Here is a 12,854-nt window from a genome sequence, read left to right as displayed (position 1 = left end):
ACCGAGGAGGACGGATCATGCGTATCGCATTCACGGCCCTGTTGCTGTCGGCCGCGCTGTCGGGGGCCGCCGGGGCGCAGGAGAGGGAAGGCCCCGCCATCGCGGCGGTGATCGACGACCAACTTGCGGATTTCATCGCGCGCGATCTCGACGGGGCCTTCGATCATGCCAGCCGGACGATCCGGCGCATGTTCGGCAACGCCGCGAGCTTTGGCGCCATGGTCGAACAGGGCTACCCGATGGTCTGGGACAATTCCGGCGCGCGCTATCTCGATCTGCGCGAACAGGGCGATGTCTGGTGGCAGCGGGTGATGCTGCGCGACGCGCGTGGCGTGCCGCATGTCCTTGAATACAAGATGATCGAGACGCCGCAGGGCTGGCGCATCGACGGCGTGTCGCTCGTCGCAGGGCCGCAGGTCGGCGTCTGAGGCCCTGCGCGGGACCTGATGCGAGGTCTCGTCGGGGGGCGTTGCGCGCGGCCCTGCCTTGCGCACGCTGCAATGGCCAGTTCTTCATGCCCGCCCGCTATTGATGTCGCCTGTCCGGAGCCATGGCCCGGACGAGGACCGGGCGGGCCGGGGCGGTGACGGGCGGGGGGCGCGTCGCCCCCGGTCCGCCCCACAGCGACAGGGGCCCATGCCATGCCGATCACCGAAAGCTTGATGCCGACATCGTTTTCCGCAGGTCTCGATGTCTGGTCAAGCGGCGACGGAACACCCGGCTCCGACACCTATGCGCAATCGGGCAGCGGCGTCTTCGTGCCCGCCGATCAGGATTTCGGCGGCGCGCTCGAAATCCTCAAGACCGCCTCGGTGCAAAAGCTGCGCTACATGGGCGAGACGCCGGTGCGGCCCGGCCTCTACATCCGCGTCACCGCGAGGGTGAAGGCGGTGTCGGGGCCGCTTCCGGGGGTGCGGATCGCGGCCTGGGCCGGGCGCGAGACGGGCGCGCATCTGGGCGGGGTGGACGAAACCGCGCCCGTCACCGAGCTTACCGCTTATGGCGATGTGGTCGAGATCCGCGCCATCATCGGGCCGGGGCTGCGCGACGGGGTCGATCTGGTGTGGCCGGGGGCGGGCTACGGCCATGTCGGGATCGATCTCACCGGCCCCTCGGGCGGGGTGGTGCGCGTCGACGACATCGCGGTCGAGGAAGTCACTCATCTTTTCGCGGCCGATTTCGCGGGCGTGGTCGATGTGCGCGATTACGGCGCGCGCGGCGACGGCACCGGCAATGATGCCGCCGCCTTCGAGGCCGCCGACGCGGCGGCGGAGGGGCGCATGGTTCTGGTGCCGGAGGGGCGCTTTCGCATCACCAGCGACGTCACCTTCCGCAGCCATGTACGCTTTGTCGGCACCGTCGCGCCGGTGGGCGGAACCAAGCTGATCCTGCAGCGCGATTTCCGCTTTGGCGCCTATCTCGACGCGCTCGGCAACGAGGAGCTGGCCTTCACCAAGGCGTTTCAGGCGCTCTTGAGTTTTTCGGACCACGAGTCGCTCGATCTCGAGGGGCGGCGCATCGGCCTCACGAAACCCTTCGACATGGCCGCCGCCGTGCCCGACCGCGAGACCTTCGCCACCCGCCGCGTGGTGCGCAACGGTCAGTTCCAGCCCATCGACGGCGCGGCCTGGACGCCCGCGAAGGTGACGTCGAACGCCAGCTATGCCGCCGCCACGCCCTACCGGCTCGACAATGTGAGCAATGCGGGTTCGATCGCGCCGGGCAGCCTCGTGACCGGAAACGGGGTCGGGCGCGAGGTCTATGTCAAATCGGTCGATGTCGCCAACCGTCGGGTCGTTCTGAGCCAGCCGCTCTATGACGCCGAAGGGGTCCAGCCCTTCACCTTTACCCGGTTTCGCTACCTGATCGACTTCTCGGGGTTCAGGGATCTGAGCCAGTTCGTCTTCGACGACATCGAATTCCAGTGCAACGGCATCGCCTCGGGGATCATCCTGCCGCCCGCCGGTCTCGCCTTTCATTTGCGCGACTGCTTCGTGACCAAGCCGCGCGACCGCGGCCTGACCTCGCATGGCGGCGGCTGTCAGGGGATGATGATCGACCGCTGCCAGTTCCTGTCGAACGAGCAGGGCCTGCCGGTGGAGCAGCGGAAAACCCTGTGCTTCAACGCCAACGCCAACGACGTGAAGATCCGCGACAGCCGGATCGTGCTGTTCGAGCATTTCTGCGTGCTGGCGGGCACCGGCAACCTGATCTCGAACAACCACTGGTTCCATGGCGATTCGGAATCCGACGGGGTGCGCAAGGGCGGCATCATCCTGACCCGGCCCAACCCGGCCTCGCTGATCGTCGGCAACTACATCGACAACAATTTCATCGAATGGAGCAATGAGCACGACGAGAGCCCCGCGCGCGGCGCGCAGTTCAGCTTCGGCGGCCTCACCATCACCGGCAACATCTTCATCTGCACCGATGCGGCGCGCTGGTTCAACTGGCTGGTGATCAAGCCGCGCGGGCCGGGCCACTATATTCACGGGCTGCACGTGACCGGCAACGTGTTCCGGACCTTCAACGGCAACATCGACCGGGTCGAGCATGTCGATACCAGCTTTGCCGACCTCGATTACGGGCGGATGCGCGACATCACCTTCGAATCCAACGCCTTTCATGGCATCAACGCCCCGGCGCGCAATCCCGCGAGCCTGAGCCATGCCGAGAATTCGGCAACCCGGATCTGGGTCGTCGGCACCGCGCCGCATCTGCCGTTCGAGGGGCGCGCGCGGGTGGTGGAGGCGGCGCTTCCCGAAGGCAAGGTCGAGGACGCGTCAGGGAATGCGGTCTATGCGAACCCGTGGATCGACCCCGAGCATGGCGGCGACAGGCGCAGCTTCCGCATCATCTGGGACCGGCCGGTTTCGGGACGGATGCGCTGCCGCGTGCGCATGGATCAGCCTGTATGACGCAGGACGGCGCGGAACCCGAGAGGGGGTTCGCGCGTCCATGCAGGTAGCCCTCCCACCCCGGGCCCCCTCCTGTGGAGACGATGATGAACTCGATCGCGACACCGGCCGAACTCGTTCGAACATCCGTGACATTCTGGACCCTGATGGCCGAAACCCAAGCGGTAATGGCCTACCGCATCATGGGCATGGCGGGCCTGTGGGCCGTCACCGGCACCGAAAATACCCGCATGGTAGATGAGAAGGGCCCGGCCTTCGCCGAGGCGATGGTCGCGGGCAACCGCGCCATGATGTCGGGCAAGCGCCCCGATCAGGTCGCGATGGCCGCGATGCTGCCGCTGCAGCGCCGCACCGCCTCGAACAACAAGCGTCTGGCGCGTCGTGGCCCGAATTTCCTGAAGATGGGCGGCTGACGGCCGGTTTCCGCTAGGGCGGCGTCCGCGCCGGAACGCGGTGCCGCATCCGGGGGTTGTGGCGGCACACTCACCCCTGGAAAGGTCCAAGCGATGGACAACCGCTATATCACCATGCCGCTCCAGATGTGGCAGGCAGGCTTCAAGATGTGGAGCGCCGCGTTCGACATGCAGATGTCGGCAATGAACGCGCTTCTCCCCAAGGCCCGCGAAATGGCCGAAGAGGGCGCCGATCTCGCCAATGAGGCGAGCGACGCGGCGATGGTCGGCAATGATTTTGCCCGCAAGGCGGCGCAAAGCATCGCCAATTCCGGTGCCCGGGACAAGGCGATGCCGGTCTGATCCGACCGGGCCATGCGAATGCATCGGCGTCGTGGCGCAAGCTGCGGCGCCGGTTTCGTTTGCCTGAAGGAAGAAAGTTGGTGGAGTCGAGGGGGATCGAACCCCTGACCTCGTCATTGCGAACGACGCGCTCTCCCAACTGAGCTACGACCCCACTGCGCGCGTATCTGGCCTTTCGTCGCGCATGTGTCAAGCGGTGGGGCGGGGATTTTCGAGATCGGCGCGCGACAGGGCGAAAGCCCGGCCGAACCCGCCGACCAGAAACCCGCTTTGCACCATCAGCCGCAGCAGCCGAAAGTCGGCGAAATCGAAATAAAGCGCCGCCTGCGGATGCCATGCGAGCCAAGCCGCGCGATGCGCCGCCTTGTCGGCCGCCTCGGCCCGAAGCTCCAGCGACAGCCTCGCGGCGGCGAGCGGATCGCCAAGGCTCGGCTCACCGATCAGCAGGGCGCAGCGGGGGTCGGTAGCGAGGGCCCGCGTGTGCCGCGACAGATCCGACACCAGCATGAGCAGGTCCGCGCCATCGGGCAAGAGCGCCACCCGGCTCAGTCCCGGCGGCCCGTCACCCTGCACGCCGAGCACGCCGTGGCACGCCTGCGCCAGGAGCCGCGCGGCCTGCTTGCGGGCGCCGTCATCGGTGGGGCGGATCGGATCGGTCATGGGATCAGCCTGTCGCGGCGCGGCGGCGCAGGCAAGATCAGAAGCGCCACCAGCTTTCGAGCGTCAGCCCGCCGCCGCGGTCGCCGGTCATCGCGCGGGTGAGGCCGAGCCGCAGGTCGAACGTCTCGGTTGTGTGCCATATGACCGATGCGCTGAGCTTGGCATAAAGGTCGCCGGACAGCCCGTAGCCTGCCTGCCCCTGAAACAGGCTGGTCCAGAGCGGGGTGATCTTGTGGCCCCACGTGGCTTCGATTTTGGCCTGATGCGACAGCCGGGTCACGCCGAGCTGCCCTTGGGCGTCGAGCGCCAGCCAGCCGCTTTCGAGCCCGCGTCCCCAATGCAGCCCGAGCCGCGTCGTCGCCTCGTGGGTGCCGTCGGGCAGCAGCGTCGCGCCGATCCCGGTCGACACCGCCCAGACATCGTCGCCATCGCCCGGGCGCCAAGGCAGGCGCAGCCATGCAAAGAGGCTTCCGGCGGTGCCCGCATCGGCGGTGTAGCCGTCGATGCCCAGGGTAAGCCGCGCGGTCAGGCCGTGTTCGGCATAGAACATCGGGTCGTAATGCACAGGCCGCATCGCACCGCCGAAGAGCGCCACGTTGCCGCCGAAGGACAGGAATGTCTCGCCCTCGTCGCGCGGCCATGCCCCCGCCCAGACCGGTCCCGCGCCCAAGGCGAGCCGCAGGCAGAGCAACAGGACGAGGATGCGCGACATCGGCCCTTCCCCCGAACAGCCATTCCCAAGGCTGAGGGGTGGGCAGTTAACGGCGGGTTAACGACCGCAGCCGCCACAGATAGGCGGCATAGGCGGGGATCTCGCGCAGGGCGAGGCGCAGCTGCGCCGCCCGACGTGCGCCGCCCTGCGGGGCGCTGCCACGCGCCTTGAGCCCGTGCCTGCGCGCCACTAGCAGGGCGCGGGGCAGGTGGGGCGCGTCGGTCACCACCACGACCCGGTCCGTGCCGAGCCGGGCAAGGATCGGCAGGGCGAGACGGATGTTCTCGAGCGTGTCGCGCGAGGCGGTCTCGGGGTGGATCGCATGGTCGGGCACGCCCGCCTCGACGAGCAGTCGGCGCATCGCCTCGCCCTCGCTCGGCGGATGCCGCCCCAGCCCGCCGCAGGGCACGAGATGCGACACCTCGCCCATGTGCCATAGCGCAGCGCCCTGCAGCGTGCGCCGCCGCAGCGTCGGCGAAGGCCCGTCCTCCCAAACGGCGGCACCGAGGATCATCGCGGCGGTGGTTTCATCGGCGGTCTCGGTTGTCGTCGGGTCGGTCATCGGGGGCGGTCCTGTTCCTGCGGGCCAGCTAGCGGCGCCATGATCCCGCCCGGCAGACCGGGCCTTTCCCACGCGCGTTGCCGCGCTAGGCTTGGCGCAACAATTGGAGACGGATGATGGAAGAACTTCTGCAAGGCATCGGCATCGCGGCGTTGGTCATACTGGCGCTTGTGGGCCTCGCCGTGGGCTGGTTCGCAAGCCTGCTTTCGGGCGGGCGCAGGCGGGCGCTCTACATGATCGTGGGCGCCTTGGCGGCGATGGCCACGCCCTTCGTTCTGGCCGCGCTGGGCGTGACCGTTCTGGCCGCCGGGGGGCTGCTGCTGGTCATCCTCGTGGCGTTGATCGGCGCGGCGCTGGTGCTGGCGCTGGTGCGCGCGATCGCCAAATAGGCTCACGCGGCACCTAGCGGGGCTTGCGGTTCTTCTTGCGATCCACGTTGCCGCCGCGCTGACCGGGCTTGCCGGCGGTGGAGCGTCCAGACGACTTCACCGCCGCCTCCGAGGCCCGCTCGACCGCCTGCTGGCGCGCCATGGGATCGTCCGACACCATCAGATCCACCGCCTCCAGCCGCTTCACCTCGTCGCGCAGGCGCGCCGCCTCCTCGAATTCGAGGTTCTCGGCGGCCTTGCGCATGTCGGTCTTGAGACCGTCGAGCACCGCTTGCAGGTTCGCCCCCGCCATCGGCTTGTCGACCTTGGCGGTGACCCGGTTCATGTCGACGTCGCCCTTGTAGAGACCGGCGAGGATGTCATCGACGTTCTTCTTCACGGTCTCGGGCGTGATGCCGTGTTCGATGTTGTAGGCGATCTGCTTCTCGCGGCGCCGCTCGGTCTCGGCCATGGCGCGCTCCATGGAGCCGGTGATCCGGTCGGCATACATGATGACCCGGCCGTCGACGTTGCGCGCCGCTCGGCCGATCGTCTGCACGAGCGAGGTTTCGGAGCGCAGGAAGCCCTCCTTGTCGGCGTCGAGGATCGCCACCAGCCCGCATTCGGGGATGTCGAGCCCCTCGCGCAGCAGGTTGATCCCGATCAGCACGTCGAAGGCCCCGAGCCGCAGGTCGCGCAGGATCTCGATCCGCTCTATCGTGTCGATGTCGGAATGCATGTAGCGCACCTTGATGCCCTGCTCGTGCAGGTATTCGGTCAGGTCCTCGGCCATGCGCTTGGTCAACGTGGTGCACAGCGTGCGGTAGCCCTTGGCCGTGACGCGCCGGATCTCGTCCAGAAGGTCGTCCACCTGCGTCTTCACCGGCCGGATCTCGATCTGCGGGTCGAGCAGGCCGGTGGGGCGGATCACCTGTTCGGTGAAGACGCCGCCCGCCTGATCGAGCTCCCAAGCCGAGGGCGTGGCCGACACGAAGATCGACTGCGGCCGCATCGCGTCCCATTCCTCGAACTTGAGGGGGCGGTTGTCCATGCAGGACGGCAGGCGGAAGCCGTGCTCGGCCAGCGTCATCTTGCGCCGGAAGTCACCCTTGTACATGCCGCCGATCTGCGGGACCGAGACGTGGCTTTCGTCGGCGAAGACGATGGCGTTGTCGGGGATGAACTCGAACAGGGTGGGCGGTGGCTCGCCCGGCGCGCGCCCCGTGAGATAGCGCGAGTAGTTCTCGATGCCGTTGCACACGCCGGTGGCCTCCAGCATTTCGAGATCGAAATGCGTGCGCTGCTCCAACCGCTGGGCTTCCAGCAGCTTGCCCTCGCCCTGAAGCTGCTCAAGCCGGATGCGCAGCTCTTCCTTGATGCCCTTAACCGCCTGATTCATCGTCGGGCGCGGGGTGACGTAGTGGCTGTTGGCATAGATGCGGATGCGGTCGAACTCGTCGGTTTTCGACCCGGTGAGAGGGTCGAATTCGGTGATGCTCTCCAACTCGTCGCCAAAGAAGGACAGCCGCCACGCCCGATCCTCGAGGTGGGCGGGCCAGACCTCGAGGCTGTCGCCGCGCACCCGGAACGAGCCGCGCGCGAAGGCCGCGTCGTTGCGCCGGTACTGCTGCGCCACGAGATCGGCCATCACGGCGCGCTGCTCGTAAGTCTTGCCCTTGTGCAGGTCGACCGTCATCGCGCCATAGGTTTCGACGCTCCCGATGCCGTAGATGCACGAGACCGAGGCCACGATGATCACGTCGTCGCGCTCGAGAAGCGCGCGGGTGGCCGAGTGGCGCATCCGGTCGATCTGTTCGTTGATCTGGCTTTCCTTCTCGATGAAGGTGTCCGATCGCGGCACGTAGGCTTCGGGCTGGTAGTAGTCGTAATACGAGACGAAATATTCGACCGCGTTGTCGGGGAAGAACCCCTTGAACTCGCCATAGAGCTGCGCCGCGAGGGTCTTGTTGGGCGCAAGGATGATCGCCGGGCGCTGCGTCTCCTCGATCACGCGGGCCATGGTGAAGGTCTTGCCGGTGCCGGTGGCGCCCAAGAGCACTTGATCGCGCTCGCCCGAGCTGATGCCGCCCGCAAGCTCGACGATGGCGGTGGGCTGGTCGCCCGCCGCCGAGAAGTCGGTCTGCATGCGAAACCGCTTGCCGCCTTCGAGCTTGTCGCGCGCCTTCACATCCGGCGCGGGGGCGTGCAGCATCGGCATCTGCTGGGGCGAGTTGTTGTGCATCGGCGGACTCCTCGGGACCGAACCAATCTGGCCTCTTTTCGTTCCTGTGCAAGAGGGGTGCGGCGTCTTTGCCGCCTTGCATGGCGACGCCGTTTTGCCGATAACGCCGAGCAGATGAGAAGGGACCATCAGATGCGCGCACGGATCTACCGACCCGCCCGGACAGCCACCCAGTCCGGCACCGCCAAGACCGAGGCCTGGATCCTCGAATTCGCGCCGGCCTCCAAGCGCGAGATCGACCCGCTGATGGGCTGGACCAGCTCGACCGACACCCAAAGCCAGGTACGGATGTATTTCGACAGCCGCGAGGCAGCGCTGGCCTATGCCGAGAAGCACGGGCTCGACGCGATCGTGCAGGAGCCGCATGTGCGCAAGCACAACATCCGCCCCGGCGGTTATGGCGAGAACTTCTCGACCACCCGGCGCGGGGCCTGGACGCACTGACATGTAAATCCGACTCAAGTTGAGGCGGTTTCGCGGTGAAGATCCGGCGAAGAGGCCGGGTAACACAACATCGAGTGTTCGACCGGATCGGATGCCATAGGGTTCTATTGAGGGCGGCCTGACGGTCGCCCGTTTCGGTTCAAGGGCCCGCCAACTTCGATTGCATCGCCTGAACGCGGCGTCGGGCGTCGAGGGCACGATGAACTGGCCAATACTGTGGTTGCCCGTCGTGCGTCCGACGAGCGAAAGACAACGACGCCCATCCTGCCAAGCCGGTCTTTCCCCGCTGCCCGGACAGCCGCTAACTCGGGCCGGGTGATGGCCCCTCGCGCCATTGCATTCGGCCCGACATGGCGTCAGGCGCAGGACACGGGCAGGACACGGGGCCTTCATGCTACTGATCTCGATCTGGCCGATCTTCGCGCTGATCTGCCTCGGACATGCCCTCGCCCGCAGCGGCTTTCCGGGGCCGGGCTTCTGGCCGATGGCGGATCGGCTGAACTACTTCCTGCTGTTCCCGGCGCTGCTCGTCTCCAGCCTCGCCGAAGCGCCCGTGGACGATCCGGCCTCCTCCGGCTGGGCGGGGCCTCGATCGCGACGATCCTGACCGCCTCGTGGCGCTGCTGGCGCGTGTGCGCCCGCTGCCCGCCGCCCGCTTCGGCCCGGTCCTGCAAGGCGTGATCCGGTTCAACACCTATCTCGGCCTCTCAACCCTCACGGTGCTGTCCGGCGCCCCGGCGATCGAGCGCGCGGCGATCTACCTCGCCATCGCGGTGCCGCTCGTGAACCTGCTGTCGATCCTCGCCTTGGGCGAAAAGGGCGGGTCGCTGTCTCTCGTGGCGCGCAAGGTGCTGCGAAACCCGCTAATCCTCGCCTGTCTCGGCGGCTTCGGGCTGGCGCTGAGCGGGATCGGCCTGCCGCTCGGGGTCGGCAGCTTCGTGGCGCTGATGGTACAGGCCAGCCTGCCGCTCGGGCTGCTCTGCGTCGGCGCGGCGCTGACGCACACCTCGCTGCGCGGCGATTGGGCCGTCCTGACGGGGATCGGCGCGGCGCGGCTGCTTGCCATGCCGGTCCTCGCCGGGGCGGTGAGCCTCGTCTTCGGCTTGTCCGAGGTGGAGATCATGGTGCTCGTCGTGTTCTCGGCGGTGCCCACGGCGCCGACCGCCTATGCGCTGACGCGACAGATGAACGGCGACGCCACGCTGATGGCCGGGATCGTGACGACCCAGACGCTGGCGGTGATCGCGACCCTGCCGCTCGTGCTGCTCGTTCTCGGAGCGCGGTGAGGCGCGCGCCCGATCCTCGCCGTCACAAGGCCGCTGCGGGCCGGTCATACCTACCCGGCCTCTGATGCCACGGCCGCGCTGCGCCGTGCTGCATCCTCGCGAAGCAGGGCCACGCGGCGCGTCCGGAAGCCGCGGCTGTAGAGATGACCTGATTTCGGGAAACTGGACCACCAAATCTCTGAAAAGTCTCGTAAATTGCAAAGCAGGCAATGCGAGGAAGGCCCTCGCAGAAATCTCGGTTCAGCAAACAGCAGATCGCTATCACTAGTAAGTCGACGTCTGCGCCAGGATCGGTAGAGGCCGTAGGCCGGCTGGCTCCGGAGATCTGCTGTGCCCCGCACGAAGGGCAGCAATGCGCAGAAAGCGGCGTTTGCAATGTCGCGTTCGCTCGAAAGCGGTAACGGGGAAAACGGCCCAAAGCTGCAGTTCACTGCTCTCCGCATTCTTGCAGCGCGGCTCGTCAACAGAGACATTCACACATGTCCCTAAGTATTAGAGGAGCATAACGACGCTGAAGCAAGCCGAAGTCGCCAATCCATCCGCAATCTACGCCTCTTGCGCGATCATTCTCGCCCCCTCTGCGCCGGCTCTGGTAGGAGTTCACAAGCACGTATTGGCACTGGTCTCAGCTCGAAACGAGCCTAATTTTGGCAGCATATCAGTTTCCGACTACGACCCACACTTTTGCTGTCCGCAATGGCACACAAATCCTACCCCACCACGCCGGACGGCCGATATTTCTTGGTAAAGGATCGCTTGTGGCGATGCAGTAACCCCGCCCTCTCCGATGTGGAGCGCGCGGAGCTTGTGAAGAAGCTTATGAAGGCTCGCTCCGCGGTGAAGAATGCAAAGACGGATAAGGAAATTGAAGATGCACGGAGACGGGTGCATGCGACTAAAGTGGCATTGGGTGAACGGGGGCCTGTTTGGTGGTCAGACGGGGCGCCGGACGTCAATCGCCACCATCCAAAGAACACTCCCTATGCCAATTGGTGGCGCCGCCTTTCGCGGAATTAACTGAGTTTCTCAGCGTTGGCGATAAGGTAGATCCCGCATAGCTTGCCGGAGTTGAAGCGAACCCCGCCTTGCTTGACCAACCCGTTTGTCAAGCCAAGAGAGCGACGGCATCGGCACCCAGCTCTTTACTTCTCAAAGTCGGTTGTGCGGACTATGCTGCCACTCATGCTGACGTAATTATGTCAGTGCTGCGGCCTCGACATGTCGGATGATGTCTCATTCGACATGTCGAGGTGTTGCCGTAGAACTGTCTCCTGACAGTTTTCGACCGCGTCACGGTCTAAGCGTTAGCATATGAAAGTCAAAACCAAGAAGAGTTATATTGCGTCAAGGGCGTCAACCAATGTGGAGATAAAAGCTAGTGTCAGGATTGATGCAACAGAGAGGGCAGTTCCTGGCGAGGAAAGTAGTTCTGCAACTACATTTTCGACAAAGGTAAGGCCCAGTCTATCAAAGTAGCTTTGAGAGAAATTTATTAGGAAAAATGCTATAATAAACGCGAGTGATAACGGCTGAAAATACCAGTGTATACTGTACCCGACGAACGCAAGAAGCGGAGCGCCGATCACCCAAAACATTGAGACTATAGTGGGATCTTCTATTGCAGTTTTCGAGCTCAGGACGAAGGCCCCAATAACGCCACAGATGAGCAGCCCAGTATGAAGATCGAACCTCAGTGCTTTTTCGGTTATTACCGCTGTAGCTCTTGGAAGGCTGAATAGTATTCTGTCCCACATGGACGGCGTCACGATTCGATTATCGCGTCGCCAGAGGAACTTTCCGTAGCAGCCATAGTCTTTTTTATCGCTTTGCCATCTGTCACGTATTGATTCGCTTTGCAAATAGCCTCGCGCCTTTATAAAGGCGAACTCACGGTGCATGTAATCATTATAATATAAATCGAGGCTGCGCCGGCTTGCGGCCGGGAGTAGTATAAAGGCTTTTAAGGCTCGCCCTGCAAGGGTGCCCTCATTTAGTTTCGCCTGAGTTGATTGCAGCATTCTACGTCTATGCCATTGAAGGTATAATCCGATCGCGACCACCAGGCCGACCAAGAATTCCACTCTATTGAATATCCCGCTTATTATAAAATGATGACCGCATATGATTTTTGACTACCATCGACCGAGTTCATGACTGCTTTGTGACGTGAATCCTACAGCTCGCGAAGCGCTTCTGGTTTAAAAACACTACGCGCTTATCCACGAGAAAAAGCACCGAGTGGTCCAAGCGTCTGAAGGGGCGTAGGTTTTCCTTGGTGTCGCCGCATTTCGCGCCTTTTCCTCAGGCTCCTCCTTCGGAAATCGACCTCCCGGCCAATATTGCCCGGCTGGTGGCAGGCATGGAGGGTTCCGATGATCACCGAACTCAAGTCGATCCCGGACATCTGGAAGCGCATGCCCAGCGAGATGCATGCTCGACGCTTCCTGGAAGGTATCATATGGTCGACCGGCAGGCACTGTCCGCATTGCGGCTCGGTAGCCTCGTCGATACTGCGCGGTCGCACCTGCCGACCGGGGCTCTACCAATGCCGGGACTGTCGTCTCCAGTTCACGGTCACCACGCGCACCCCGATGCACGGCACGAAGCTCGACTTGCGTATCTGGATCTGCGCGATGTTCCTGGTGCTCACATCGAGCAAGGGCATCTCCTCGGTTGTGATGGCACGGTTGCTCGGCGTGAACCAGAAGACCGCGTGGAAGATGGGGCACGCCATCAGGGAACTGATGGACGACCGGAACGCCGAACTGCGGCCGCTGGAGGTGACCTGCCCCCCTCGAGATCCCTCAGTCTGATGTAGAGTTTGCTCAATTGCAAAGGAGCAGACGATGCGAAAGAGCCGCTTCACCGAGGCGCAGATCATCGGGATGATCAAGGAGCAGGAAGCCG

General features: G+C 64.6%; 13 protein-coding genes, 1 tRNA gene and 1 pseudogene. 9 read left to right on the top strand and 6 right to left on the bottom strand.

Annotation, left to right across the window (positions count from 1 at the left end):
• Positions 1–17: 17 nt before the first annotated feature.
• The 4 genes from ACJASC_RS14125 to ACJASC_RS14110 all read left to right on the top strand — a co-directional run bounded on the left by ACJASC_RS14125 (position 18) and on the right by ACJASC_RS14110 (position 3,673).
• The gene (locus ACJASC_RS14125) at positions 18–428 is read left to right on the top strand and encodes a DUF4864 domain-containing protein (RefSeq protein ID WP_415146573.1); all 411 of its coding nucleotides are present in this window, start codon (positions 18–20) and stop codon (positions 426–428) included.
• A 213-nt stretch (positions 429–641) separates the two neighbouring features.
• Complete coding sequence (locus ACJASC_RS14120) at positions 642–2,918, top strand: glycosyl hydrolase family 28-related protein (RefSeq protein ID WP_415146572.1); 2,277 nt, start codon at positions 642–644, stop codon at positions 2,916–2,918.
• A gap of 128 nt (positions 2,919–3,046) precedes the next feature.
• Positions 3,047–3,331, top strand: coding sequence for an antifreeze protein (locus tag ACJASC_RS14115; RefSeq protein WP_415146571.1), 285 nt, complete (start codon positions 3,047–3,049; stop codon positions 3,329–3,331).
• Positions 3,332–3,424: 93 nt separating this feature from the next.
• The gene (locus ACJASC_RS14110; protein ID WP_415146570.1) at positions 3,425–3,673 is read left to right on the top strand and encodes a hypothetical protein; all 249 of its coding nucleotides are present in this window, start codon (positions 3,425–3,427) and stop codon (positions 3,671–3,673) included.
• 78 nt (positions 3,674–3,751) lie between these two features.
• Here the strand turns inward: ACJASC_RS14110 and ACJASC_RS14105 are convergent.
• From ACJASC_RS14105 to ACJASC_RS14090, 4 genes are all read right to left on the bottom strand, one after another.
• A tRNA-Ala gene (locus ACJASC_RS14105) sits at positions 3,752–3,827 on the bottom strand.
• Positions 3,828–3,862: 35 nt separating this feature from the next.
• On the bottom strand, positions 3,863–4,333 hold the full coding sequence (locus tag ACJASC_RS14100) for a pyridoxamine 5'-phosphate oxidase family protein (protein ID WP_415146569.1): 471 nt from the start codon (positions 4,331–4,333) through the stop codon (positions 3,863–3,865).
• 37 nt (positions 4,334–4,370) lie between these two features.
• Positions 4,371–5,045 carry a hypothetical protein gene (locus tag ACJASC_RS14095; RefSeq protein ID WP_415146568.1) on the bottom strand — a complete coding sequence of 225 codons (675 nt, stop codon included), beginning with the start codon at positions 5,043–5,045 and terminating at the stop codon, positions 4,371–4,373.
• Positions 5,046–5,091: 46 nt separating this feature from the next.
• Positions 5,092–5,607 carry a YdcF family protein gene (locus tag ACJASC_RS14090; RefSeq protein ID WP_415146567.1) on the bottom strand — a complete coding sequence of 172 codons (516 nt, stop codon included), beginning with the start codon at positions 5,605–5,607 and terminating at the stop codon, positions 5,092–5,094.
• Between the two features lie 116 nt (positions 5,608–5,723).
• Here ACJASC_RS14090 and ACJASC_RS14085 point away from each other — a divergent pair, with 116 nt between their 5' ends.
• Positions 5,724–5,996 carry a GlsB/YeaQ/YmgE family stress response membrane protein gene (locus tag ACJASC_RS14085; RefSeq protein ID WP_415146566.1) on the top strand — a complete coding sequence of 91 codons (273 nt, stop codon included), beginning with the start codon at positions 5,724–5,726 and terminating at the stop codon, positions 5,994–5,996.
• A gap of 13 nt (positions 5,997–6,009) precedes the next feature.
• On the opposite strand, the gene uvrB is transcribed toward ACJASC_RS14085, so the two are convergent.
• Positions 6,010–8,217 carry an excinuclease ABC subunit UvrB gene (gene uvrB, locus ACJASC_RS14080; protein WP_415146565.1) on the bottom strand — a complete coding sequence of 736 codons (2,208 nt, stop codon included), beginning with the start codon at positions 8,215–8,217 and terminating at the stop codon, positions 6,010–6,012.
• Between the two features lie 132 nt (positions 8,218–8,349).
• On the opposite strand from uvrB, the gene ACJASC_RS14075 reads away from it, so the two are divergent.
• From ACJASC_RS14075 to ACJASC_RS14065, 3 genes are all read left to right on the top strand, one after another.
• Entirely contained in the window at positions 8,350–8,661 is a 312-nt protein-coding gene (locus tag ACJASC_RS14075) for an ETC complex I subunit (protein WP_021693775.1), read from the top strand.
• 391 nt (positions 8,662–9,052) lie between these two features.
• The gene (locus ACJASC_RS14070; protein WP_415146564.1) at positions 9,053–9,268 is read left to right on the top strand and encodes an AEC family transporter; all 216 of its coding nucleotides are present in this window, start codon (positions 9,053–9,055) and stop codon (positions 9,266–9,268) included.
• Between the two features lie 7 nt (positions 9,269–9,275).
• A complete protein-coding gene (locus ACJASC_RS14065; RefSeq protein ID WP_415146563.1) occupies positions 9,276–9,947 on the top strand; it encodes an AEC family transporter in 672 nt (223 codons plus the stop codon).
• 1,334 nt (positions 9,948–11,281) lie between these two features.
• Here the strand turns inward: ACJASC_RS14065 and ACJASC_RS14060 are convergent.
• The gene (locus ACJASC_RS14060) at positions 11,282–11,965 is read right to left on the bottom strand and encodes a hypothetical protein (protein WP_415146562.1); all 684 of its coding nucleotides are present in this window, start codon (positions 11,963–11,965) and stop codon (positions 11,282–11,284) included.
• A gap of 354 nt (positions 11,966–12,319) precedes the next feature.
• On the opposite strand from ACJASC_RS14060, the pseudogene ACJASC_RS14055 reads away from it, so the two are divergent.
• Positions 12,320–12,709 (top strand): annotated as a pseudogene (locus tag ACJASC_RS14055) (transposase); the annotation flags it as partial.
• Between the last annotated feature and the right edge of the window lie 145 nt (positions 12,710–12,854).

This window comes from Limimaricola cinnabarinus (assembly GCF_047631075.1).
Classification (GTDB): domain Bacteria; phylum Pseudomonadota; class Alphaproteobacteria; order Rhodobacterales; family Rhodobacteraceae; genus Limimaricola; species Limimaricola cinnabarinus.
The sequence above is the reverse complement of the archived record's forward strand: the minus strand, read 5'-3'. Positions and strand labels throughout refer to the sequence as shown.